Origin of the sequence: Streptomyces sp. AM6-12, assembly GCF_044327085.1 — a bacterium.
Taxonomy (GTDB): domain Bacteria; phylum Actinomycetota; class Actinomycetes; order Streptomycetales; family Streptomycetaceae; genus Streptomyces.
The window spans coordinates 613,744-637,588 of record NZ_JBIQWN010000002.1; the positions used below are offsets into that span (position 1 = coordinate 613,744).

The 23,845-nt window shown below is 74.4% G+C and carries 23 protein-coding genes and 3 pseudogenes; 17 read left to right on the forward strand and 9 right to left on the reverse strand.

The window, feature by feature from the left end; genetic code table 11:
• Window position 1 precedes the first annotated feature (1 nt).
• The 8 genes from ACE4Q9_RS31120 (at window position 2) to ACE4Q9_RS31155 (ending at window position 7,778) form a co-directional block, all read left to right on the forward strand.
• Complete coding sequence (locus ACE4Q9_RS31120; protein WP_397987849.1) at window positions 2-1,003, forward strand: GDP-mannose 4,6-dehydratase; 1,002 nt, start codon at window positions 2-4, stop codon at window positions 1,001-1,003.
• A gap of 40 nt (window positions 1,004-1,043) precedes the next feature.
• The gene (locus ACE4Q9_RS31125; protein ID WP_397987850.1) at window positions 1,044-1,757 is read left to right on the forward strand and encodes an NDP-sugar synthase; all 714 of its coding nucleotides are present in this window, start codon (window positions 1,044-1,046) and stop codon (window positions 1,755-1,757) included.
• A gap of 7 nt (window positions 1,758-1,764) precedes the next feature.
• Entirely contained in the window at window positions 1,765-2,649 is an 885-nt protein-coding gene (locus ACE4Q9_RS31130; protein ID WP_397987851.1) for an NAD-dependent epimerase/dehydratase family protein, read from the forward strand.
• Window positions 2,646-3,317 (forward strand): spherulation-specific family 4 protein, encoded by a 672-nt coding sequence (locus ACE4Q9_RS31135; protein ID WP_397987852.1) that lies wholly within the window; start codon window positions 2,646-2,648, stop codon window positions 3,315-3,317. The genes ACE4Q9_RS31130 and ACE4Q9_RS31135 overlap by 4 nt, the downstream gene beginning before the upstream one ends.
• Window positions 3,318-3,356: 39 nt before the next feature.
• The gene (locus ACE4Q9_RS31140; RefSeq protein ID WP_397987853.1) at window positions 3,357-4,013 is read left to right on the forward strand and encodes a 1,4-alpha-glucan branching protein; all 657 of its coding nucleotides are present in this window, start codon (window positions 3,357-3,359) and stop codon (window positions 4,011-4,013) included.
• A 328-nt stretch (window positions 4,014-4,341) separates the two neighbouring features.
• Entirely contained in the window at window positions 4,342-6,204 is a 1,863-nt protein-coding gene (locus ACE4Q9_RS31145) for a M1 family aminopeptidase (protein WP_397987854.1), read from the forward strand.
• A 136-nt stretch (window positions 6,205-6,340) separates the two neighbouring features.
• Window positions 6,341-7,192 (forward strand): lysozyme, encoded by an 852-nt coding sequence (locus ACE4Q9_RS31150; protein ID WP_397987855.1) that lies wholly within the window; start codon window positions 6,341-6,343, stop codon window positions 7,190-7,192.
• Window positions 7,193-7,274: 82 nt separating this feature from the next.
• Complete coding sequence (locus tag ACE4Q9_RS31155) at window positions 7,275-7,778, forward strand: molybdenum cofactor biosysynthesis protein (protein WP_397987856.1); 504 nt, start codon at window positions 7,275-7,277, stop codon at window positions 7,776-7,778.
• A gap of 6 nt (window positions 7,779-7,784) precedes the next feature.
• Here ACE4Q9_RS31155 and ACE4Q9_RS31160 read toward each other — a convergent pair whose 3' ends face one another.
• Both ACE4Q9_RS31160 and ACE4Q9_RS31165 read right to left on the reverse strand, forming a co-directional pair.
• Window positions 7,785-8,945: an aromatic acid exporter family protein gene (locus ACE4Q9_RS31160; RefSeq protein ID WP_397987857.1), complete on the reverse strand. Its 1,161-nt coding sequence runs from the start codon at window positions 8,943-8,945 to the stop codon at window positions 7,785-7,787.
• 416 nt (window positions 8,946-9,361) lie between these two features.
• Window positions 9,362-9,778 (reverse strand): annotated as a pseudogene (locus tag ACE4Q9_RS31165) (FAD-dependent monooxygenase); the annotation flags it as partial.
• Between ACE4Q9_RS31165 and ACE4Q9_RS31170 the strand changes: the two are divergent.
• A pseudogene (locus ACE4Q9_RS31170) lies at window positions 9,777-9,923 on the forward strand (TetR family transcriptional regulator); the annotation flags it as partial. The pseudogenes ACE4Q9_RS31165 and ACE4Q9_RS31170 sit on opposite strands and share 2 nt — an antisense overlap.
• Before the next feature lie 325 nt (window positions 9,924-10,248).
• Here the strand turns inward: ACE4Q9_RS31170 and ACE4Q9_RS31175 are convergent.
• From ACE4Q9_RS31175 to ACE4Q9_RS31185, 3 genes are all read right to left on the reverse strand, one after another.
• Window positions 10,249-11,415: an AI-2E family transporter gene (locus tag ACE4Q9_RS31175; protein ID WP_397987858.1), complete on the reverse strand. Its 1,167-nt coding sequence runs from the start codon at window positions 11,413-11,415 to the stop codon at window positions 10,249-10,251.
• A 79-nt stretch (window positions 11,416-11,494) separates the two neighbouring features.
• On the reverse strand, window positions 11,495-12,163 hold the full coding sequence (locus ACE4Q9_RS31180; RefSeq protein WP_397988280.1) for a nitroreductase: 669 nt from the start codon (window positions 12,161-12,163) through the stop codon (window positions 11,495-11,497).
• A 623-nt stretch (window positions 12,164-12,786) separates the two neighbouring features.
• A complete protein-coding gene (locus tag ACE4Q9_RS31185) occupies window positions 12,787-13,257 on the reverse strand; it encodes a DUF2267 domain-containing protein (protein WP_397987859.1) in 471 nt (156 codons plus the stop codon).
• Between the two features lie 160 nt (window positions 13,258-13,417).
• Between ACE4Q9_RS31185 and ACE4Q9_RS31190 the strand changes: the two genes are divergently transcribed.
• The gene (locus ACE4Q9_RS31190) at window positions 13,418-14,155 is read left to right on the forward strand and encodes an MgtC/SapB family protein (RefSeq protein ID WP_397987860.1); all 738 of its coding nucleotides are present in this window, start codon (window positions 13,418-13,420) and stop codon (window positions 14,153-14,155) included.
• A 52-nt stretch (window positions 14,156-14,207) separates the two neighbouring features.
• Here the strand turns inward: ACE4Q9_RS31190 and ACE4Q9_RS31195 are convergent, their stop codons facing one another.
• The gene (locus ACE4Q9_RS31195) at window positions 14,208-14,702 is read right to left on the reverse strand and encodes a DUF1360 domain-containing protein (protein WP_397987861.1); all 495 of its coding nucleotides are present in this window, start codon (window positions 14,700-14,702) and stop codon (window positions 14,208-14,210) included.
• 243 nt (window positions 14,703-14,945) lie between these two features.
• On the opposite strand from ACE4Q9_RS31195, the gene ACE4Q9_RS31200 reads away from it, so the two are divergent.
• From ACE4Q9_RS31200 to hypE, 7 genes and pseudogenes are all read left to right on the forward strand, one after another.
• Complete coding sequence (locus tag ACE4Q9_RS31200; protein ID WP_397987862.1) at window positions 14,946-16,733, forward strand: hydrogenase maturation protein; 1,788 nt, start codon at window positions 14,946-14,948, stop codon at window positions 16,731-16,733.
• Window positions 16,730-17,122, forward strand: a pseudogene (locus ACE4Q9_RS31205) (hydrogenase maturation protease); the annotation flags it as partial. The gene ACE4Q9_RS31200 and the pseudogene ACE4Q9_RS31205, both read left to right, overlap by 4 nt.
• Window positions 17,123-17,374: 252 nt before the next feature.
• Window positions 17,375-18,106, forward strand: coding sequence for a hydrogenase nickel incorporation protein HypB (gene hypB / locus ACE4Q9_RS31210; RefSeq protein ID WP_397988281.1), 732 nt, complete (start codon window positions 17,375-17,377; stop codon window positions 18,104-18,106).
• Window positions 18,103-20,436 (forward strand): carbamoyltransferase HypF, encoded by a 2,334-nt coding sequence (hypF, locus tag ACE4Q9_RS31215; RefSeq protein ID WP_397987863.1) that lies wholly within the window; start codon window positions 18,103-18,105, stop codon window positions 20,434-20,436. Before hypB ends, hypF begins: the two co-directional genes overlap by 4 nt.
• A gap of 7 nt (window positions 20,437-20,443) precedes the next feature.
• Window positions 20,444-20,749, forward strand: coding sequence for a HypC/HybG/HupF family hydrogenase formation chaperone (locus tag ACE4Q9_RS31220; protein ID WP_397987864.1), 306 nt, complete (start codon window positions 20,444-20,446; stop codon window positions 20,747-20,749).
• Window positions 20,746-21,888, forward strand: coding sequence for a hydrogenase formation protein HypD (gene hypD, locus ACE4Q9_RS31225; protein ID WP_397987865.1), 1,143 nt, complete (start codon window positions 20,746-20,748; stop codon window positions 21,886-21,888). Before ACE4Q9_RS31220 ends, hypD begins: the two co-directional genes overlap by 4 nt.
• A gap of 97 nt (window positions 21,889-21,985) precedes the next feature.
• Window positions 21,986-22,975, forward strand: coding sequence for a hydrogenase expression/formation protein HypE (gene hypE, locus ACE4Q9_RS31230; protein ID WP_397988282.1), 990 nt, complete (start codon window positions 21,986-21,988; stop codon window positions 22,973-22,975).
• A gap of 80 nt (window positions 22,976-23,055) precedes the next feature.
• Here the strand turns inward: hypE and hypA are convergent, their stop codons facing one another.
• The 3 genes from hypA to ACE4Q9_RS31245 are packed head-to-tail and all read right to left on the reverse strand — an operon-like array spanning window position 23,056 to window position 23,820.
• Window positions 23,056-23,397, reverse strand: a complete 342-nt coding sequence (gene hypA, locus ACE4Q9_RS31235; RefSeq protein WP_397987866.1) for a hydrogenase maturation nickel metallochaperone HypA — start codon at window positions 23,395-23,397, stop codon at window positions 23,056-23,058.
• A 7-nt stretch (window positions 23,398-23,404) separates the two neighbouring features.
• Window positions 23,405-23,593, reverse strand: coding sequence for a hypothetical protein (locus ACE4Q9_RS31240; RefSeq protein ID WP_397987867.1), 189 nt, complete (start codon window positions 23,591-23,593; stop codon window positions 23,405-23,407).
• 20 nt (window positions 23,594-23,613) lie between these two features.
• Window positions 23,614-23,820, reverse strand: a complete 207-nt coding sequence (locus ACE4Q9_RS31245; RefSeq protein WP_397987868.1) for a hypothetical protein — start codon at window positions 23,818-23,820, stop codon at window positions 23,614-23,616.
• Between the last annotated feature and the right edge of the window lie 25 nt (window positions 23,821-23,845).

Genomic DNA, 23,845 nt, shown 5'->3' on the forward strand with positions numbered 1-23,845 from the left:
GTTGACCTCCCAACCGCTCGCGGCCGTCACCGGCGCCGAGGGCTTCATCGGCTCCCACCTCACCGAGGCCCTGGTCGCCTCCGGGCACCGGGTGCGGGCCATGGCCCAGTACAACTCCTTCTCCTCCTACGGCTGGCTGGAGACCCTCGCCCCGGATGTCCTGGACCACGTGGAGATCGTCCTCGGCGACGTCCGCGACCCCGGCTCCGTGCGCGGCCTGCTCGAAGGGGCGGACGTGGCCTACCACTTGGCCGCACTGATCGCGATCCCGTACTCCTACCAGGCGCCCCACAGCTATGTGGAGACCAACGTCACCGGCACCCTCAACGTGCTCGAAGCGGTCCGCGCCCTCGGCACCCCCCGACTGGTGCACACCTCAACCAGCGAGACCTACGGCACCGCGCAGACCGTGCCGATCACCGAGGACCACCCCATCAACACCCAGTCCCCGTACGCCGCTTCGAAGGCCGGCGGGGACCGGCTCGCCGACAGCTACCACGCGAGCTTCGGCACCCCGGTGGTCACCCTGCGGCCGTTCAACACCTTCGGACCGCGCCAGTCGATGCGCGCCGTCATCCCCACCGTCATCGGGCAGGTCGCGGCGGGGGAGCGCACCATCACCCTCGGCGATCTGCGGCCCACCCGCGACTTCCTGTTCGTCAAGGACACCGCGCGGGCCTTCCTCGCCGTCGGCGGCGCCCCCGCCGGGCAGGTCGTCGGGCGCACCTTCAACGCCGGTACCGGCGCCGAGATCTCGGTCGGCGACCTCGTCGCGCTGATCGGCAAGGTCATGGACACCCCGCTCGACGTCCGCGCCGACCCCGCGCGCATCCGGCCCGCGAACTCCGAGGTGATGCGGCTCGTCGCCGACGCGACCCGGCTCACCGCCGCCACCGGCTGGAGCCCCGCGCACACCCTGGAACAAGGTCTCGCGCACACCGTGGAGTTCTTCCGCGACCCGGCCAACCTGGCCCGCTACAAGACCGGCATCTACAACATCTGATCCGTCCGGCACGTCACGACGTCTTCGAAGGAGGCACCCCATGCACGCAGTGATCCTGGCGGGAGGCAAGGGCGTCCGGCTGCGGCCCTACACCACCGCGCTGCCCAAACCGCTCGTGCCCATCGGCGACCAGCACGCCATCCTGGAGATCGTGCTGCGCCAGCTGTCCGCGGCCGGCTTCACCCGCTGCACCCTCGCCATAGGCCACCTCGGCGAGATCATCCGCGCCTACGTCGGCGACGGCTCCCAGTGGGGCATGCGCGTCGACTACGCCACCGAGGAGAGCCCGCTCGGCACCATGGGCCCCCTGCTCAACCTGAAGGACCGGCTGCCCGAGGACTTCCTCGTGATGAACGGCGACGTCCTCACCGACCTCGACTACGCGGACGTCCTGCGCCGCCACCGCGCCTGCGGCGCCCCGCTCACCATCGCCACCTACGCCCGCAAGGTGCACATCGACTTCGGCGTGCTCACCACCGACCACAGCAAGGTCGTCGCGTTCACCGAGAAACCCAGCATGGACTACCGGGTCTCCATGGGCGTCTACGGCCTCTCCCGCGCCACCCTCGACGGCTACACCCCCGGTCTGCCGCTCGGCTTCGACGAACTCGTCCTCGACCTGCTCAGAGCCCAGAACCCGCCGCACGCCTACGAGTTCGGCGGCTACTGGCTGGACATCGGCCGCCCCGACGACTACGACCGGGCCAACGCCGAGTTCACCAGCCGCAAGTCCCTGCTGCTCAAGGGAGCCTGAGTCCCGCATGCGCATTCTCGTCCTGGGCGGCACCGGATATCTGGGCCGCCGGGTGACCGAGCGGGTGCGCGCCCTCCCCGGCGCGCACCTGCTCACCGGGGGCCGCACCGGCGCCGGGTACACCGTCGACCTCGCCGCCGACCCGCCCGAACGGCTGGCCAAGACCCTGGCGGCGGCCGCGCCCGACGCCGTGGTCAACTGCGCGGGAGCCACCGGCGGCGACCCGGTGACGCTCGCCGAGGTCAACGCGCGGGGGCCCGCCGCGCTCTGCGCCGCGCTGCGCGCGGCGGCCCCCGCCGCCCGCCTGGTCCACCTCGGCTCCGCCGCCGAGTACGGCCCCGGCACCCCCTGTGCGGCGGTCACCGAGTCGGCGCCCGCCTGTCCCGTCACCCCCTACGGCGCCACCAAGCTCGCCGGCACCCTCACGGTGACCTCGGCGGGGCTGGACGCGGTGGTGCTGCGGATCGGCAACCCGGTGGGGCCGGGGGCGCCCGCGGCGAGCCTGCCCGGCCGGATGGCCGGGCTGCTGCGCACGGCCGGCCCCGATCCCCGTGCCGTGCTGCGGTTCGGGGACCTGTCGGCCTACCGTGACTTCGTGGACGTCCGCGATGTCGCCGAAGCCGTCGCCCGCGCCGTGACCACGCCCGGACCCCTGCCGCCCGTGCTCAACATCGGCGGCGGCGGGGCCGTACCGGTGCGCGACCTGGTGCACGGGCTGGCTCGACTGGCCGGATTCCGGGGGCAGTTGACAGAGGACGGGGGCGGCTCGGCGCGCTCCGCGGAGGTGTCCTGGCAGTGCTCGGACATCGGCGCCGCCGAACGAGCCCTGGGCTGGCGCCCGGTGCACGGCCTGGACGACGCCCTCGCCGCGCTGTGGGCGGCGTCGCCGTGAGCCTGCTGGTCCCGCTGTATGTGCACCCGGCGCAGGAGCCGGGCGCCTGGCACCGGTTGATCACGGCGGCCGCCCGCACCCGCGCGGTCGTCCTCAACCCCGCGAGCGGGCCCGGCGCCGCGCCCGACCCCGCCTACACGGCGGCGGCCCGGGCGCTGCGCGCGGCGGGCGCCCGGCTGCTCGGTTACGTCGACACCGACTACGGCACGCGGGACCGGGCCGCGATCGCCGAGGACGTGCGCCGGCACCGGCTGTGGTACCGGACCGACGGCTGCTTCCTCGACCGGGTCACCGCGACGCCCGAGGGCCTGCCCGGCTGCCGCCGCCTGGTCCGGGAGCTGCGGCGGCTCGGTACCGGGACCGTGGTGCTCAACCCCGGCGTCCATCCGGCGCCGGGGTACGCCCGGCTCGCCGATCTCACCGTCACGTTCGAGGGACACTGGTCGACCTACGTCTCCGCGTTCACCCGGCCCGCCTGGACCGCGCGGCACCCGGCCGACCGGATCTGCCACCTGGTGTACGGCGTCCCCGCCGCCCTGGTCCCGCTCGCGGTGCGCACCGCGCGGGAGCGGGGCGCCGGGGTCTGGGGTCCGGTGACCGGTGAAGGACCCAATCCCTGGGCGGCGTTGAGCCCTGCGCTGGACTTCACGAACGGTGTGCGAGGCTGAGGGCGTTCCGCACGCTCACCACCGGGAGACCGCACCGCCATGGCCGTCATCCACCACACGACTCTCACCCCGTCCAAGGTCGAACTGCTCGCCGGGTGGCTGCCCACCCGCCCCTGGTACCGCGGCGGCCCCGGCACCCCGGTCCTGGAGAAGACCGGCGGCTTCCGGCTGGACGACCCCGAGGGCGAGGTCGGCATCGAGATCATGATCGCCACCGACACCACCAGCCCCGAACGGACCGCGTACCTGGTGCCGTTGAGCTACCGGGGCGCGCCGCTGGAGGGCGCCGAGCACGCCCTCGTCGGCACGATGGAGCACGGCGTCCTGGGCAGGCGCTGGGCGTACGACGGCCTGTGCGACCCGGTGCTGGTGACCGAGCTGTTGCGGCTCGTGGAGGGCCGGACGCAGGCGATGGCGCAGAGCATCACCGACTTCCCGGACCACGAGGTGACCCACGCCTACACGGGCGCCCCGCTCACCCCGGCCGCCTTCACCCCGGCCCCGGCCGACGACGCGGACGGCACCCGCCTGCCCACCCCGCACGGCACGGTGTTGCACCTGCACCGCGTGCTCACCCCGGGCGACGCCAACCCGCCGGTCCCCGCGGTGCCCGCCCTCGGTCACGTCGCCACCGGCTGGCCCGCCCCCTCGGGCGACCGGCTGCGCGCGGTGCTCCTGACGGTGCGCACGGCCTGACCCGGCCTCACCGCCCGGACACCGCCCGCCGTGCGGCGGGGCGCCGACGCGCGTCCCGAGGCGGTCGGTGGCCGCGGTGGCCGGTGGCCGCGGTGGCCGGGCCCCTGTCCCGCCGGACCGGCGAAGCCGGTTGACGCCATCTGGCATGAACGGGTCAAGTCTGGCACTCTTTCGGCAGTCGCCGCCCCGGCCCCACCGGGAGGCGACCCGCTCCACCGGTTCCTCAGCACAGCGCTCGCGCAAGCCCCGTACGCGGCCGCCCCGGCGCAACCCCGCCGGCCGGCCGTCGAGCAGGCCGGGACCCCGGCCGCCGCAAAAGGAGTAGCGTGTGAGACCGACCCCCCACAAGGCCGCAGGCGTTGCCGCGCTGACCGCCGCCGCACTGGCCGCCTTCTTCCTCCCCGCCGTCCCCGCCGCCGCGCACACCGCGTCCCCGGCCGCCCCCGCCGACTGCACCCCCGCCCAGGTGGTCACCGACGGCGGCTTCGAGAACGGCAGCCCGGCGTGGACCGCGTCCGCGTCCACCCTGATCACCAGCCGTACCGGGCAGAGCCCGCACGGCGGAAGCTCGTACGCCTGGCTGGACGGCACCGGAAGGAGCCGTACCGACAGCCTCGGTCAGAGCGTGACCATCCCCGGCGGCTGCGGCACCGCCACCCTCAGCTTCTACCTGCACGTCGACACCGCCGAGACGACCACGAGCACCGCCTACGACAAGCTGACCGCCAAGATCGGCGACACCACGCTGGGCACCTGGTCCAATCTCGACAAGAACACCGGCTACGTGCGGAAGACGTTCGACGTGTCGTCCTTCGCCGGGCAGACGGTGAACCTGTCCTTCACCGGCACCGAGGACTCCAGCCTCCAGACCAGCTTCGTCCTGGACGACATCGCCCTCGACACCTCCGGCGGCACCGCGCCCCCGGCCACCGACACCACCCGCACCCCCGCCGCGCCCGGCTACACGGTGAACCTCAGCAGCGACAGCACCGGCACCTCCTGGACCGGGCACGAGAGCGTGACCTTCACCAACGCCTCCGCCACCGCGCTCGGCGAGGTCTACCTGCGGCTGTGGGACAACTACCACGGCACCTGCTCCGCGATGCCGATCAAGGTCGGCAACGTCACCGGCGGCACCGCGGGCGACCTCTCCGTGGCCTGCACCGCGCTGAAGATCACCCTGCCCGCCCCGCTCGCCCAGGGACAGAGCGCCACCATCGGCTTCGACCTCGGCATCACCGTGCCCAGCGGCGCCGACCGCTTCGGTCACGACGGCGCGTACAGCTTCATCGGCAACGCCCTGCCCGTCCTCGCGATCCGCGACGGCGCGGGCTGGCACCTGGACCCGTACACCGACAACGGCGAGGCCTTCTACTCCCTCGCCGCCGACTTCAAGGTCTCCCTCGACCACCCGAGCACCCTGCTGGTCCCGGCCACCGGCACCTCCACCGACATCCCCGGCACGAGCGGTCGTACCGTCACCACGGCCACCGCCTCCAAGGTCCGTGACTTCGCCTGGGCCGCCGGGCCCTTCAGCAAGATATCCGGCACCTCACCGGCCGGCGTCGCCGTGAACGTCTACTCGGTGTCCGGCATCAGCTCCGCCAGCGCCCAGTCGATGCTCAGCACCGCCAAGTCCGCCGTCGACACCCACGCCGGCCGCTTCGGCGCTTACCCGTACGGCGAACTCGACGCGGTCCTCGACAACAACTACTGGTTCGGCGGAATGGAGTACCCCGGATTCGTCCTCGACCTGGTCAGCAGCACCGCGCTCACCCATGAGATCGCCCACCAGTGGTGGTACGGCATCGTCGGCGACGACGAGTACAACAACCCCTGGCTGGACGAGGCGTTCGCGGACTACTCGACCGACCTCGCGCAGGGCATCACCGGGTCCAACTGCTGGAACAGCGTCTCCTGGGCCTCCAGCGCGGAGAAGATCACCAACTCGATGGCGTACTGGGACGCGCACTCCTCCCGCTACTCCACCGTGGTCTACGGCTACGGCAAGTGCGCCCTGCACGACCTCCAGCGCGTCCTCGGCGACACCGCCATGGCCAAGCTGCTGAAGGACTACGCGAGCGCGCACTGGTACGGCGTGTCCACCACGGCCGAGTTCAAGGCCGCGGCCCAGGCCGCCACCAGCACGGACCTGACCTCCTTCTGGACCCAGCACCGCATCGACGGCTGACGGACCCCGGCCGGTCGCGGTCCCCCCGGCGGGGTGCCCACGACCGGCCGGGCGGCCACCCGGATGGCCCAAACCCGCGCGCATCCGCCTTCGTTGGGCGGAACCCGGAGTGCGGTGCGGCCCGATGCCGGGTCAGATGGAAGCCGTGCGAACCTCGAGAGCCCTTTCCCGCGGCCGCTCACGCCTGACCGTCACCGGCGTGCTGACCGGCCTCCTCCTCACCCTGTCCGTCCCGGCGGCCGTGCCCGACAGCCGCGCCGCGGCCCCCGAGCGGGGCAGCGCCTACATGGGCATGGGCGTCCTCGCCCACGACGGTGTCGTCACCAGCCCCACGGCCGACTCGCTCTCCGATTCCCGCACCGGTCTGACCGAGGGCGTGGACGTCTCCAGCTACCAGCGCAACGTCGCCTGGTCCACCCTGTACGGCAGCGGGGTGCGCTGGGCGTACACCAAGGCCACGGAAGGAACCTCCTACAAGAACGCCTACTTCACCCAGCAGTACAACGGTTCCTACGACGTCGGCATCGTGCGCGGCGCCTACCACTTCGCCACCCCGGACAGCACCGGCGGCGCCGCACAGGCGGACTACTTCGTGAACCACGGCGGCGGCTGGTCGGCGGACGGCAGGACGCTGCCCGGAGTGCTCGACATCGAGTGGAACCCGTACGGCGGGGACTGCTACGGCAAGACCAAGAGCCAGATGGTCGGCTGGATCCGCGACTTCCTCAACCGCTACAAGGCCCGCACCGGCCGCGCCGCCGTGATCTACACCGCCACCAACTGGTGGACCGAGTGCACCGGGAACTACAGCGGGTTCAGCGCGACCAACCCGCTGTGGATCGCCCGTTACGCCTCGACGGCGGGCACCCTGCCGGCCGGCTGGGCGTACTACACGATGTGGCAGTACACCTCCACCGGCAAGACCGTGGGCGACCACGATCGCTTCAACGGCAGCGAGAAGCAGCTGAAGACCTTCGCCTCCGGCTGACCGGGCAGCGAGCCGGCAGGCGCGGGGGCGCCCGCCGGAACTCCCCGACCGCACCGGGAGGGGCGCCGGGTAGGCTCGAAGCGTGGCACGCGTCGAGATCCCTCAGCTGCTGGTCTCCCCGGTGCACCGGATGGCCGGCCGGCCGGGCGACGGCCTGCCCGGGCTGCCGCCCGGCGAACTGGTGGAGAGCGTCCGGGTGCGCGCCGGGCTCGGCATCGAAGGCGACCGGTACTTCAACCGCCCCGCCCACCGCGACGCCTCGATCACCCTGATGGCCGCCGAACGGCTCCCGCGCACCGGGTCACCGGAGGCGGGCCTGCTGCTCACCCGGCGCAATGTGCTGCTGCGCGGTGTGGACATCGACGCCCACATCGGCGCGACCGTCTTCCTCGACTGCGGCACCGGGCCGGTGGAACTGGAGGTGCGCCGCGCGGCGCGGCCCTGCGCCTGGATGGACGTCACTCTCGGGCCCGGCGCCCAGCGGGCGCTGCGCGGCGGCGGGGGAGTGCGGTGCCGCCCGGTCGGCGACGGCGTGCTGGCGGTGGGAGACGCCGAGTTCGGGGTGGTGCGGGCCGCCGGCGCGTGACGGCGCTCACCCGGCGGAGGCCAGGAGGTGGTCGGTGAGCCGGTTGGCCTGGGCGAGGAGCGTGCCGTAGGTGGCGAGGTCGTCCGGGTGGCCCGTGGTGGACCGGGCCAGCTCCTGGCGGAGGGTGTCGAGGGTGGCGCGCAGGTCGGTCACCTCGGCGCGCAGCTCGTCCTCGCGGGCGGCATCGAAGAGGCTGTGGCTGTACAGGCGCAGGGCGCGGGCGGTACGGCACAGGAACCGCGCGTAGGTGCGGGCGAGTCCGGGGTGCGGCCGGGGCGCGGCGCGGTCCTCGGCGGCGACCTCCAGGACCGTGCGGGTCACCCCGGCGATGTGCACGGCCGCGTAGTCCAGTACCGCGATGGCGTCGTCGTAGCCCTTGCCGGGCAGCGGTACGGACCCGCGGCGGCGCAGGTTGCCGCGCAGGCTCTCGCGGCTCCAGTCGACCGCCGAGCGGGCCTCGTCCACGTGCCGGTGCAGCCGCAGCGCCCGTTCGTGCCAGGCGCCCGCCTCCTCCGCGTCCCAGCGCCCGGAGGTCAGCCCGTCGGCTACCGCGTGCAGGATGTCGTGCGCCTCCTCGGTCGCGTCCCGCAGCACCGCCCGCGTGTCGCGCAGATACAGCGGCGGGCGGACCAGCGCGTTCACGGCGATGCCCACCCCCGCGCCGAAGACCGCCGCGGCGATCCGGTCGGCGGAGGTCGGCACGCTGACAGTGCCGTTGGTGAGCACGAACAGGGCACCGGTCGCCGCGTAGACGCCCTGGCTGCCCAGGCGCCGCCAGTGCCCGAGCAGCAGCGCGAGCGGCAGCACCACCGCCATCGCCACCGCGGTGCTGTGCAGCACCAGGCCGACGGCGGTGGCCGCGACCGTGCCCGCGGTGATCGCCCCGAGCTGCTGCAGGCCGTGCGCGAGGGAGCGGTAGACCGTGGACTCCACCAGGACAACCGCGACCCAGGGCGCCACGAACGCCGCCGGCGCGTGCAGCCACCAGCCCGCGATCAGCCAGGCCAGCCACGCGGCCAGCGCCGCCTTCAGTGCCTGCGCGGCCAGATCACGCTCCCGGCCGGGCCGGGCACAGGCCCGGCGCAGACTCCCCGCCGCGGCCGACAGATCGAGCCGGACCGCGCGCACCACCCGTCGTACGGCCTGCTCTGTACGCCCATTTCGCATAGGCCTCCGGGTGACCAACGGGTCCGGGCCTACGCATGCCTCCTCGCCGGAAGGGCGCGTGCGGCGGGGCGATGTGCTGGATGTCACGACGGCTTCGGCGTCATGAGGTGGGCTGCGTCACGGCCGCGAGCGACGCTGTGAGGTGATCGGTGTGCACGAGGGGAGCGGCTGGACGGCGGGATCGACGGCCCGGCGCGCTCGACGGCACGACGTGTTCGGCGGCATGCCCGTTCCCGATGCCGCAGCGCGAGCGACGCCATCGGGCGATCGGGCCGGTACGACCGACCGCGCGTGCGCGCGACCGGCTCGGCGGCGGGATGGGGTCTACGGAGTGAACGGCTGCACGGCCGGACGGTGTCACGGCGTGCACGGCCGGACGGGCGTCCGGCGGGATCGGTGTCGCGGTCTGTACGGCGTCACGGCGTGCGATGCCCCGCCGGGATCGTCGGCGGGGTCCAGTCGGCATGCCGCAGGATGGTCCGCATGGCCGCCCTGGCCGGGACGAGCCGCAGGGCGGTGTCGCGCAGGGCGACGGCCAGCGGGCCGGAGAGCTGCTGGCCCATCCGGCCCGCCTGGCGGGCGGCACGGGCCACCGCCTGGGCGCGGGGCCGGCGCTCGGCGTCGTACCGGGCCAGTGCCACGGGGAGCGAGGGCGCGTCCGCGAGCGCGGCGGCCAGGCATGCCGCGTCCTCCAGGGCCTGGCAGGCGCCCTGGCCCAGGTTCGGGGTCATCGCGTGCGCCGCGTCGCCGAGCAGGGCGACCCGGCCGGAGACGAAGGAGGGCAGGGGAGTGGCGAGTTCGGTGATGTCATGGTGCAGCACGTCCTTGGTCCTCGCGGCGCGCGGCGTGGCCGGCGCGGAGGAGCGGACGGTCTGGCTGCTGCGCTGTGTCGACGGGCTCGTCTTCGACCGGCTGGTCAACGGCGGCGCCGTGCCGGAGGCGGAGATCGCCGCGCTGGTGGCCGCGGCGCTGCGCTGACCCGGCTCTGCCACACGACGGCGGCGCCGCCTCCCTGGGACGGGGAGACGGCGCCGCTCTGCTTCATCTGACCCTCGGCGTCAGACCAGCCACCCGACGAGGTGGATGAGGCCGGCGAGGACGTTCGTGAGGATGTTCATGGTCGTGCTGCTCCTTGCGGTGTATCTCTGAGTGGGACCTGTGCTCGAACACGGTCTGCAGCCCGTCACTCGCACAACGTAAGTATCACCCGGTCGGCGTAGTCACGGCGGTCAGATGAACGACGTCCACCTGTTCGAGGGAACAAGTGATCCAGTGTTCGATCATGCTGCGGTCCGAGGGCCCCTCACGGCGGTACGGCCCGCAGCGCCCGCAGCACGGCCCACACCACCGAGATCAGCGGAACCGCGACGATCGCGCCGATCACCCCCGCCACGATGCTGCCCGCGATCACGGACACGGCGACGACCAGCGGATGCAGCCGGACCGCCCAGCTCATCACCACCGGGTGCAGCACATGCCCCTCCAGCTGGCCGATCACCACGATCAGCGCCAGCACGGCCAGCGCCGTGAGCGGCCCCCGCCCGGCCAGCGCGACCACCGTGGCGACCGCCAGCGCCACCGGCGAACCCACCAGCGGCACGAACGCGGCGAAGAACTCCAGCAGGGTCAGCGGCAGCGCCAGCGGCACCCGCAGCAACAGCAGTGCCACGCCCACCAGGACCGCGTTGGTGGCGGCCACGATGATGATGCCGCGCGTGTACCCGGCGAAGGTCAGCCAGGCCGCCCGCCCCGCCCGGTCCCAGGCCGTGCGCGCCCCGGCCGGCAGCAGCTCCTCGCGCGCCCAGGCCCACAGCCGCTCCCCGGAGTGGATGAAGAACACCGAGGCGAACAGCGCGAGCGCCCCGCCCGTCACCAGCTCCACCACCCGGCCGAGGCCGCTGACGGCGCTGCTCAGCAGGTTCGAGCGGTGCGCGGCGAGGTAGTTCGTCACCTGGCGTTCGAGCGCGGAGAGCCGGCCGGGGCTCAGCCGGAACGGCGGTCGCTGGAGCCACTCCTCGATCCGGTGCACACCGCCGCGGAACTCGCCCGCGAGCCGCGGCGACTCGCCCGCCACCGCGTTGCCCACCAGCGCGAGCAGCGCGAGGAGCACCAGCAGGCTGCCCACCAGCGCGGCGGCGACGGCCAGCGGCCGCGGCAGGAGCCGGTCCAGCAGGTCGGCGAGCGGGCGCAGCACCGAGGTGATGACCAGTGCCAGGAACAGGGCGACGGCGATCAGCTGGAAGCTGCCGAGGACGCTGAAGACGCCGTAGACGACGACGCCGACGAGGATGAGCCGCCAGGAGTAGGCGGCGGCGACGCGCAGCCAGGGCACGGTGCGTTCGGCCACCGGCTCCGACGGCTCGGGGCGCGGGGAGGCCGCGAGCCGCACCGAGTACGCGGGCCGGCTGCCGTACCCCGCCCGTCGCCCGCCACCCCCCGGCCCGGCCGCCCGCCGCCGCGCATCGCCCACCGTCGCTCCCGTCCCACGCTCCTGGAAGCACCGTAAGCACACCCCCGCCCACCCGGCCCGCCCAGCGCCCGCACGCGGGTCACCCCCCGCCCACGAACGTGACCGTCTCCCCGACCGGAGCCCGGCCGGTGCGCGCGTGCGGCACCACCGGATCGGCCCGGCCGACCGATAGGCCCGCGAACAGCACCTGCTCCGGCGGCGGCCCCACCACCTCCGCGACCGTCCGCCGGTACACCGACCAGGCCATCTGCGGACAGCTGTGCAGCCCCTCGGCGCGCAGCAGGAGCATCACCGTCTGGAGATACATCCCGAGGTCGGCCCACTGGGCGGCGCCCATGTCCCGGTCGATGTAGCACAGCAGCAGGCAAGGGGCACCGAAGCACGCCCAGTTGGCCGCCACGGCCGCGCGCCGGGCCGCCGCGTCCCCGCGCCCGATCCCGAGCGCCCCGAACCGCCGCGCGGCCGCCGCCGACTGCCGCTCGCGGTACGGTGGTCCCACGTCCGGCGGATACATCCGGTACTCCCGCTCGTCACCGGGGTCCCCGGCCGCGGCGCGCGCACCGGCGCGCTTCTTCAGCTCGGCCAGGGGCGTGCCGGTCAGCACGTATATGTGCCACGGCTGGAGGTTGCCGCCCGAGGGCGCGCGGGCGGCGGCCCCGAGGACCCGCTCCAGCACCTCCCGCGGCACCGGCTCGTCCGTGAAGGCGCGCACCGCCCGCCGGCTCCGCACCGCCGCGTACACATCCATGGCCCGCTCCTGTTCTCCGCTCATACGGAGACGACGCGCGTCCGCCCGGAGATGTGACACGGGGCGAGTGATGTGACAGTGGACGTGGGCCACGCGGCCCTGGTGCGGGTGGCGGTCACGGGACCTCCACAACTCTCCCCGGTGGGCGGGTAGCGCCGGGGCACTCGCGGGGTGTCGTCGGCCAGGAGGGGGTACCTCCATTGATCACCGTCGCGGTTCTGCTGCTCCCCGTTCTCAGTCTGCTGCTGTTCGGGCTCGATCAGGTCGAGGACCGATGGGTGACCCGCCCGTCGAAGCCCCGCGCCGCCCGTACGCGCCGGCGCCGCCGGGGCAGACCCGGACGTCGCTGACCCACTCAGGAGCTGGGTCCGTGCGGTGACGGGCGACGGCGGCGTCGAGCACGTCCCGCAGCGCCCGCCACGCCTCGGTCGTACACCGCGACCAGACCGGTGTGGAGAGCAGGGGCAAGGGCCGCTGCCGGGAGCGGGCGGAGAAGGCCATCGGGCACCTTTCCGGGCGGGGCGGCGGGCGGTCGCTGCTCCCTGTGCCCTCCGTGTGCGCACGCGCACGGCGATATGGGCGACCGGTGCCTGCCCGCCGGTGCGCCGCGCCGCCGCCCTTGCTCAGCGCTCCTCCTCCGCGCCCCCGCTCGCCCGCTCCACCGGCAGCAGCTCCCGGATGTCCGCCGGCAGCGCGCCCGCCATCCGCTCGGTCAGTTCCGGGGCCAGCGCGGCGTCCAGGACCTCCAGTACGGCGGCGGCGTCCCGCAGCGCGGTGTCCTCGTCGGTGCCCGCCCGGTCGGCGATGCGCCCGGCGAAGGCGGTCAGCCCGAACCGCTCGCCCGCCGCGCCGGAGCCGCGAACACAAGGGGTGCCCGGCTCCCGTTCCTGCGCGGAGACCGTGCCCGCGTCCGCCGCCCGCCGCATCGCGTCCGCCATGTCGGGCGGCAACTGGGCGGCCACATGCCGGGCCAGCCCGGACGGCAGCCGCTCCGACAGCGTCGCCACGACCGCGTGCGTGGCCCGCTCGACGGAGCCCCGGTCGGGCAGCCGGGCGAGCGCCTGCACCTTCCCGATCATCTCGTCGTGCCGCATGCGTCCGTCCCCTTCCTCACGTTTCCCCCCGGCCGGGTACCCACGTCATCGGCCGGATGCCGAGGGGCGCGGCCGGGGCCGTCCCGGTAGCGTCAGGAGACCACCTCGGGGGTAGGCGCGAGCGGCAGGACGAATCGAACGCGAGACATGCGAGGTGTGCATGGCGGGAGTGTGGCTGGCGGCACCGTTGTGGGACATACACAACGGCCAGGGACCCAGGCAACTGGCCGAACTGGGGCTCGCGCTGGTGCTGTCGAGCCTGATCGGCTGGGAGCGCGCGGCCCAGCAGAAGAGCGCGGGCCTGCGCACCCACACGCTGGTCGGCATCGCCAGCGCGCTGATGATGGAGGTGTCCCAGCACGGCTTCACCGCGGTGCTGGGCCTGGAGCACGTCTCCTTCGACCCCTCCCGTGTCGCGGCCCAGATCGTCTCCGGCATCGGCTTCATCGGCGGCGGCCTGATCTTCGTCCGACGGGACGCGGTACGGGGCCTGACGACCGCCGCCACCGTCTGGCTGACCTGTGCCGTCGGCATGGCCTGCGGCGGCGGGCTGCCCGTGCTCGCGCTGGCGGTGACCGCGCTGCACTTCCTCGTCGTGCGCGGCTACTCCTACTTCTCCGGCCGGCTGGTCCCCGGCACGACGGCCGCCGCCTTTGAGGCCCGGCTGACCTACCGCACCGGCTCCGCCCTGCTGCCCCGCCTGATGCAGACCTGCACCCGGCTCGGCTTCCGCATCGTGCAGGTCAAGGTCGAACGGCTGCCCGGTCGCACGGACGACGCGGCCCGCGTCCTGCTCGAACTGGAGGGCACCCAGGACCCGGCCCGGCTGACCTCGGAGCTGTTCCAGGACGAGGGCGTGCTCGACATAGAGCTGATCCCGGCGGCCGACGAGGAATGACGGCCGACGGGGATGACGCCCGGCCCTCCGGTCGTCGGCCGTGCGATGACGCTCAGTCCTCCGCGGTCTGCTGCGTCCACGTCCACGCGTACTGAAGCCAGTCCGCCGCGGTCAGCGCGCCGAAGCCGCCGCAGGCCAGCCGGGTGAGCCGGGGCGCGGCCGCATACGAGCACACCAGCGTCCCGGCGGCCCAGGCGGAGACGCAGAACGGGCAGGACAGCAGGTCGCCTACGGCCCGCCGCACACCCCGGCCGCGCGGCTCGTCCACGACCTCGTTCGCCTCGCCCTCGCCGGTCCGCCGGGTGAACGGCGCCCGCACGAAACTGGTGACCTTGTCCCTGGCCACCAGCCGGGACGCCTTGTAGGCCGCGGTGCCGAGCAGCACGACGTCCCACGGCGGCACCCGCTCGGGCAGCCGTACGCCCCGCCGCCGGGCCAGCAGTGCGAAGGCGCCGGTGCCCGCCGCGAACACGGAGGCGAGGGTCGCGTAGCCGGCGAGCGGCACCTCGCCCCGCTCGTCGTAGCCTGCTGCGACCTGCGTCGTCATGGGACCTCCATAGCCGTTCGGTTCCGCCGGGAGCAGGGACCGGGTTCCCGGAGGAGGCGGGGCGACACGGCACGGACCCGTACGCGCCGACCCGGTCTCCCGTACCCGCCCGGACCCTGGGCCCCGTCCCGCCCCCGGCGCCCGTCCCGCGCGGTCCAGATGGCGCAAGGGCACCCGTCGGCGGGGGTGAAACTCCGTGGCGGTCCTTCGCGGGGCGGGGCGCGGGGGTGAGCATGCCGCGTCATGGACATCCTGCTCGTGGCCAGCGCGTTCAACAGCCTCTCCCAGCGCCTGTACGCCGAACTCTCCGACCGGGGACACCGCGTGGACGTCGTCCTGGCGGCGCAGGGCGAGGAGCCGGTGCGGGCCGCCGTACGGGAGTCGCGCCCGGACCTCGTCATCGCCCCGATGCTCACCACCGCCCTGCCGGAGGACGTGTGGCGGGAGCACACCTGTCTGATCGTGCACCCCGGGCCGCCCGGCGACCGGGGGCCCGCCGCGCTGGACTGGGCCGTCGCCGGGCAGTCCGGGGAGTGGGGCGTGACCGTGCTCCAGGCCGAGGCCGGCATGGACGCGGGGCCCGTCTGGGCGGCCGAGCCGTTCCGCGTGGCGCCCGTCGGCAAGAGCGACCTGTACCGCAACGAGGTCGCCGACGCCGCCGTCACCGCCGTCCTCACGGCCGTACGCCGGCACGCGGAGGGCGCGTTCAAGCCCCGGCCGCAGAGCGACCCCTCGATCGACGTGGTCTGGCGGGACCCCTTCCGCCAGGAGCGGCGGCGCATCGACTGGGCGCGCGACGACACCGAGACGGTGCTGCGCAAGCTGCGCGGCGCCGACTCCCGGCCCGGTGTCCTCGACGAACTCCTCGGCCGGGAGCTGTTCCTGCACGGCGGCCACCCGGAGGACGAACTGCGCGGCCGGCCCGGCGAGCTGCTGGCCCGGCGGGCGGGAGCGGTCTGCCGGGCCACGCGGGACGGCGCGGTCTGGATCCCGGAACTGCGCCAGCGCAGGAACTCCGGCGACCCGGCACCCTTCCGCCGCCCCGCGACCGATGTCCTCGGAGCCCGCGAAGCCCTCGAACTCCCGGAGGTCCCCGCCCCGTTGGAGCTGCCCGAGACCCGGCGCACCTACACCGACATCCGCTACCGGCAGCACGGCGACGTGGGCCTGCTGAGCTTCTCCTTCCCCGGCGGCGCGATGAGCACCGGCCAGTGCCGCCGGCTGCTCGCGGCCTACGAGCACGCGCTCACCCGCCCCACCCGCGTCCTGGTGCTCGGCGGGCCGCGCGACTTCTTCTCCAACGGCATCCACCTGAACGTCATCGAGGCCGCCCCGGACCCCGGCCGGGAGTCCTGGATCAACCTGCACGCCATGGACGACCTGGTGGAGGCGGTGCTGCGGACCACCGACCGGCTGGTGGTGGCCGCGCTCGCCGGCAACGCGGCCGCGGGCGGCGCCATGCTCGCCCTCGCCGCCGACCAGGTGTGGTGCCGCACCGGCACGGTCCTCAACCCGCACTACCGGCGCATGGGCCTGTACGGCTCCGAGTTCTGGACGTACACCCTGCCCCGCCGGGTCGGCCCGGACGAGGCCCGGCGGCTGACCGAGGAGGCGCTGCCGGTGAGCGCCGCCCGCGCCGAACGGCTCGGCCTGGTGGACCGGCTCGTACCGGCCGCTCCCGGCGAGTTCGCCCCGGCGGTGCGGCGGCTCGCGGCCACCCTCGCCGCCGACCCCGGCTTGGGCCGCCGTATCGCCGCGAAGGCGTCCGCCCGCGCCGCCGACGAACGGCACCGCCCCCTCGCGGAGTACCGGCGGGCCGAACTGACCCGGATGCACGCCCTGTTCTTCGACCCGCGGGCGCCGTACCACGCCCTGCGGTCGTCGTTCGTCCGCAAGACCCCGGCGGGCTCACCCCGGCCACTGACCGCACCACCCGACCCGGCCCTCCCGCTCACCGGCCGCGCCAGCGGCACCGGCCGGACCGCCTGTATCCGTCGGACCGGCGGCGCCGGAGCGGGAGCCGCCCGATGACCGCCCCCCTCCTCGTCGCCGGTGTCGGCAACATCTTCCTCGCCGACGACGCCTTCGGACCCGAGGTGATCCGCGCCCTCGAACAGCGCCCCCTGCCCGCCGGGGCGCGGGTGCGGGACTACGGCATCCGCGGCCTGGACCTCGCCTACGACCTGCTCGGCGGGTGCCGGACCGCCGTCCTCGTGGACGCCGCCCGGCGCGGACGGCGCCCCGGCACGCTGTCCCTGATCGAGGCCGAACCCCCCGACGGCACCGTCCCGCCGGAGGCGCACGGCATGGACCCCGCGAAGGTGCTGGCCCTGGCCACCCACCTGGGCGACGAGCCGCTGCCCCGCGTGCTGGTGCTGGCCTGTGAACCCGAGGTGCTGCCCGCCGGGGACGAGGACATCCTGCCGGGACTCAGCGCCGCCGTGCGCGCCGCCGTCGAACCCGCCGTCACCGCGCTGCACCGGCTCGTCGCGCTGTTGCTGGCCGACCCGGACGCACCGGCCGCCGCATTGGGCCGCTCGATGGAAAACGGCCCGGCGCACCCGGCTGCGCTGCCGCCCACGCACCCGCGACGGCCGAAGATCGGTGACACCTGGGGGCCGCGCGGGACGCGGCCTCCGGGGCCTAGCCGCCCGACCCGAGGAGCAGCGCCCATGTGCCGGTCCGACGTCCGACAGGCCGTCCTGGCGAAGAACGACGACCTCGCCGCGCGCCTGCGCGAGGAACTGGCGGGGCGGGGGGTGGCCGTCGTCAACCTGCTCTCCAGTCCGGGGAGCGGCAAGACCGAACTCCTCGGCCGGATGCTCGCCGACGCGGTCGCGCGGGGCGTGCCCGTGGCCGCGCTCACCGCCGACCTGGCCACCGAGAACGACGCCGTCCGGCTCGCCCGCTCCGGCGCCCCCGTCCAGCAGGTCCTCACCGACGGGCTCTGCCACCTGGAAGCCCGCCAGGTACGCGAACGGCTCACCGGCTGGCTGCCCGAGGACACCTCGGTGCTGTTCGTGGAGAACGTCGGCAACCTCGTCTGCCCGGCCTCCTACGACCTCGGCGAGACCCTGCGGATCGTGCTGATGGCGGTCACCGAGGGCGAGGACAAGCCGCTGAAGTACCCGACCGCGTTCGGCTCCGCCCATGTCGTCGTCATCACCAAGACCGACCTCGCCGAGGCCGCCGGGTTCGACGAGAGCGCCTTCAGGGCGAATGTGCGGCGGGTCAATCCGGGAGTGGAGATCGTGCGGTCCTGCGCCCGCACCGGGGAAGGCGTCGGCACCCTCCTCGACCACGCGCTCGCCGCCCGCGAGGGCGCCCCCGCGCACCGGCCGCCCCTCGCCCCGCATCCGCACGGACACCACCACCCCCACACCGAGTCCGCGCCCGTCGCATGACCGCTCCCGCGACCGGCCCGGTCCGCCGCCGGCTCACCGTGCACGGCACCGTGCAGGGAGTGGGCTTCAGGCCGTACGTGCACCGCCTGGCCGCAGAGACGGGTCTGGCCGGGTTCGTCGGCAACACCGGCGACGGCGTGCTGATCGAGGTCGAGGGCCCGGCGGCGGAGGTGGACCGGTTCTGCGCACTGCTGGCCCACCGGCCGCCGCCGCTGGCCACGGTGACCCGCGTCGCCCACGAGGACCTGCCCGCCACGGGCGCCGCCGGACCCTTCGCGATCCGCTCCACCGAGCGGGCGGCCGGCCGCGCCCAGCTCCCGCCCGACACCGCGACCTGCGCCGACTGCCTGCGCGAACTCGCCGACCCGGCCGACCGCAGACACCGGCACCCCTTCGTCACCTGCACCCACTGCGGGCCCCGCTTCACCATCGCCACCGGCATGCCGTACGACCGGGCGGCGACCACCATGAGCGGCTTCCCGATGTGCCCCGACTGCGCCCGCGAGTACGGCGACCCCGCCGACCGGCGCTTCCACGCCCAGCCCGTCGCCTGCCCCCGCTGCGGGCCCCGGCTCACCCTGACCCGCCCCGGCGTGCGCCCGGCGCGGGACGCGGACGCCCTCGCGGCGGCACGGGACCTGCTCGCCACCGGACGGATCGTCGCCGTCAAGGGGCTCGGCGGCTACCACCTGGCCTGCGACGCCACCGACCCGGAGGCCGTCGCCAGGCTGCGCGAGCGCAAGGAGCGCGGCGGCAAGGCGTTCGCCGTGATGTGCGCCGACCTCGCGGTGGCCGAGGGCCTCGCGGACCTGACCCCCGCCGAGCGCGCCGCGCTGACCGGGCCCCGCCGCCCCATCGTGCTGGTCCGCCGCCGTACCCCGGCAGGGGAGCTGGCCGCGCAGGTCTGTCCGGGCAGCCCGCACCTCGGGATCATGCTGCCCTACACCCCCGTGCACACCCTGCTGTTCGGGCTGCCCGGCGACCCGCCGGGACCCCGCGTGCTGGTCATGACCAGCGGCAACCGCTCCGGCGAACCCATCGTCACCGACGACACCGAGGCCCTGACCCGGCTCGCGGGGCTCGCCGACGCCTGGCTCGCCCACGACCGGCCCATCGCCGGGCCCTGTGACGACTCCCTGCTGCGGGTCCGCCCCGACGGCACCGAACAGGTGCTGCGCCGCTCGCGCGGCTACGTCCCGCGCCCCCTGCGGCTGCCGGTCCCGGTACGGCCCGCGCTCGCGGTCGGCGGCGACCTGAAGAACGTGCCCTGCCTCGGCGAGGGCGACCTCGCCTGGTTCGGGCCGCACATCGGCGACATGGGGGACCTGGCCACCCTGGATGCCGCCCGGCGGGCCGAGCGGCACCTGACCCGGCTGACCCACGTCACCCCCCGGCTGATCGCCGCCGACCGGCACCCCGGCTACCACTCCACCCGCTGGGCCCGCAGACGCGCGGGCGCCCGGCTCCCGCTGCGGCTCGTCCAGCACCACCACGCGCACATCGCCTCCACCATGGCCGAACACGGCCTCGACGGCACCACCCCGGTCATCGGCGTCGCCTTCGACGGCACCGGATACGGCGACGACGGCACCGTGTGGGGCGGCGAGATCCTGCTCGCCGACTACACCGGCTACCGCCGCTTCGCCCACCTGACCCCCGCCCCGCTGCCCGGCGGCGACGCGGGCGTGGCCAACCCCTGCCGGCTGGCGCTGGCCCGGCTGTGGGCCGCGGGCCTGCCCTGGGCGGCGGACCTGCCCAGCGTCACCGCCTGTTCCCCGTCCGAACTCGCCCTGCTGCGCCAGCAGTTGGATCGCCAGGTGGCCTGCGTGCCCACCTCCAGCATGGGCCGCCTCTTCGACGCCGTGGCCTCCCTCGCGGGCGTGTGCCACCGCGCCGGATACGAGGCGCAGGCCGCGCTGGAACTGGAGGCCGCGGCCCTCGGCGCACGGGACGCCGACGCGGTGGCGTACCCCTTCGGGCTCACCGGAGGCGCCCCCCTCGCCTGCGACCCCGCGCCGATGCTGCGGGCGCTGCTCGCCGACCGGCGCCGCCACACCCCGGCGCCGGTCCTCGCCGCCCGCTTCCACCGGGGCGTGGCCCGCGCCGTCACCGAGATCTGCCGCCGGGCCCGCGCCGCCACCGGCCTCGGCACGGTTGCCCTCACCGGCGGGGTGTTCGCCAACGCCCTGCTGGAGGACAAGTGCGCCGCCCTGCTGGGCGCCGAGGGCTTCACGGTTCTGCGGCACGGCGAAGTCCCCCCGAACGACGGCGGGTTGGCGCTCGGCCAGCTGATGGTCGCGGCCACCGCACCCCACCACGAGACGGAGTGAGCCATCCATGTGTCTGGCAGTGCCCGGCAAGGTCGTGTCCATCGACCACCAGGCCGACCCCCTCACCGGCCTGATCGACTTCGGCGGCGTCCGTAAACAGGTCTGCCTGGAGTACCTGCCCGATGTGCGGGTCGGCGAGTACGTGATCGTGCACGTCGGCTTCGCGCTCCAGCGCCTCGACGAGGAGTCGGCCCGCGCCTCCCTGGAGCTGTTCGACCAACTCGGGCTGCTGGAAGAGGAGTTCGGCGACGCGTGGGAGCAGGCGGCCCGCCAGGAGAACGCCTGTCTGGAGAACGAGAGCGAGGTCCGGTGAAGTACATCGAGGAGTTCAACGACCCCGAGCGGGCGCGCCGGCTGCTGGACGAGATCCGTGCCACCGTCACCCGCCCCTGGGCACTGATGGAGGTCTGCGGCGGCCAGACCCACTCCATCATCCGGCACGGCATCGACCAACTGCTTCCGGATCAGGTCGAGTTGATCCACGGCCCCGGCTGCCCGGTGTGCGTCACCCCGCTGGAGGTCATCGACAAGGCCCTGGAGATCGCCGGCCGCCCCGAGGTGATCTTCTGCTCCTTCGGGGACATGCTGCGGGTGCCCGGCACCGACCGGGACCTGTTCCGGGTCAAGGGCGAGGGCGGCGACGTACGCGTGGTGTACTCCCCGCTGGACGCGCTCGAACTCGCCCGCAAGAACCCCGACCGGCAGGTCGTGTTCTTCGCCATCGGCTTCGAGACCACCGCCCCCGCCAACGCCATGGCCGTCCACCAGGCCCGCCGCCTGGGCGTGGCCAACTTCAGCCTGCTGGTCTCCCATGTCCGGGTCCCCCCGGCCATCGAGGCGATCATGACCGCTCCCAGCTGCCGGGTGCAGGGCTTCCTCGCCGCCGGGCACGTGTGCAGCGTGATGGGCACCGCCGAGTACCCGGACCTCGCCGACAAGCACCGCGTCCCCGTCGTCGTCACCGGCTTCGAACCCCTCGACATCCTGGAGGGCATCCGGCGCGCCGTACACCAGCTGGAGCGCGGCGAGCACCGGGTGGAGAACGCCTACCCGCGCGCCGTGCGCGAGCAGGGCAACCCGGCCGCCCTGCGCATGCTGGAGGAGGTCTTCGAGGTCACCGACCGCAACTGGCGCGGCATCGGCCGCATCCCGGCCAGCGGCTGGCGGCTGACCGACGCCTTCCGCGCCTACGACGCCGAGCACCGCTTCGACGTCTCCGGCATCCGCACCGAGGAACCGGCCGTGTGCCGGGCCGGCGAGGTCCTCCAGGGCCTGATCAAGCCGACCGAGTGCGAGGCGTTCGGCACCGCCTGCACCCCGCGCACCCCGCTCGGCGCCACCATGGTCTCCAGCGAGGGCGCCTGCGCCGCCTACTACCTCTACCGCCGCATGAACACCCCGGCACCGCAGGGATCGCGCATCCCGCGGGAGGAGATGAACCCCGTTGGCTGACCTCGTCACCCCCGCCGCGACCGCCACCCCGGACCCGGCCGTCGACCCGGCGAACTGGACCTGCCCCGCCCCGCTGCGCGACCAGCCGGTCGTCGTCATGGGCCACGGCGGCGGCGGTGCCCTCTCCGCCGAGCTGATCGAGCAGGTCTTCGCCCCGGCCTACGGCAACCCCGCCCTCGCCGCCCTCACCGACTCCGCCGTGTTCGAGCTCGGCGGCGCCCGGCTCGCCTTCTCCACCGACTCCTACGTCGTACGGCCCCTGTTCTTCCCCGGCGGCAGCCTCGGCGACCTCGCCGTCAACGGCACCGTCAACGACCTCGCCATGAGCGGCGCCCGGCCCGTCCACCTGTCCACCGCCTTCGTCCTGGAGGAGGGTGTGGAGCTGGCCGTGGTCGGGCGGATCGCCCGCGCCATCGGCGCCGCCGCGCGGGCCGCGGACGTCACCGTGATCACCGGTGACACCAAGGTGGTCGAGTCCGGGCACGGCGACGGCGTCTACGTCACCACGGCGGGCGTCGGCCTGGTCCCGGACGGCGTCGACATCCGCCCCCAGCGCGCCCGGCCCGGCGACGCGGTGATCGTCAGCGGCCCGATCGGGCAGCACGGCGTGGCCGTGATGAGCGTGCGCGAGGGGCTGGAGTTCGGCGTGGAGATCACCTCCGACACCGCCCCGCTGGCCGGTCTGGTCGCGGCCATGCTGGCGGTCACCAAGGACCTGCACGTCCTGCGCGACCCCACCCGCGGCGGGCTCGGCGCCTCCCTGAACGAGATCGCCCGCGCCTCCGGCACTGGAGTGCTGCTGCGCGACCGGGCCATCCCGGTCCCGGAGGAGGTCGGCAACGCGTGCGGCTTCCTGGGCCTGGACCCGCTGTACGTCGCCAACGAGGGCCGGCTCGTCGCCTTCGTACCGCCCGAGCACGCCGAGGCGGTGCTCGCCGCGATGCACGCCCACCCGCAGGGCACCGGCGCGGCGCTGATCGGGGAGTGCGTGGCGGACCATCCGGGCATGGTCGTCGTCGCCACCGGCCTCGGCGGCACCCGCGTCGTGGACCTGCCGCTGGGCGAGCAGCTGCCCCGGATCTGCTGACCGACAGCCACCAGGAAAGATCCGGCCCCGCCGTCCTCGGCGGGGCCGGACCGATGTCCACGTGTCGCCGTCCGTGTTTCCTAGGTGTCGACGCCCGTGATCTCCAGCTCCCGGCCGCTGCGCAGCTCCTGGGAGGGGCGGTCGCAGCGCGGGCACCAGAAGAACGGCGGTATGCCAACCGCGAACTCCTCGGCGCACCCGTCGCACCACGCCAGCGCGGGCACCGGCTCCACCACGAGCCGGGCGCCCGCGAGCGCCGTACCGTCGCGGGCCACCTCGAAGGCGAAGTCCAGCGCGTCGGGCACCACCCCGGACAGCTCACCGACCCGGACGGTCACCGCGGACACCCGGTCCGCACCGTCCGCGCGGGCGATCTCCTCTGCCTGTTCCACGATCGCCGCCGCGATCGACAGTTCGTGCACGGCCGCCTCAGGGGTAGCGCCGGTTCGCGCCCGGACCGCCGGTCATCCGGAAGATCCGCAACTCCCGCACGATGCCCGGGAATTCCTTGATCACAAGGGCGGTGATCACACCGCCCGCCAGCGCGGCCTGGAGCAGCAGGAGCTGCCGTCCGGACATCCGCGCTCGCGTGCGCCGTCTTCTTCTGCAATCGCTCATGGCGGTCACTTTCCGTTCTCTCATCCGGGCGAGATGTTCGGCATGCTCTCGCCCAGGGCGTCATGCCGCTTCCAGTGGATACCGGTGGAGCGGCGCGCGTCGGAGCTGCCGTCCCGGTGGTGCCCGGTCTGCTCCTGGTACGGGCCCTTGTTGCCCTGGTGCAGTCCGGGCACATGGCTCGGGGTGTCGGGCTTCGCCTGGGCTCGGCCCACTCGGATGGTGCCCATGTCCGCTCTCCTTCCAGGTCGTACG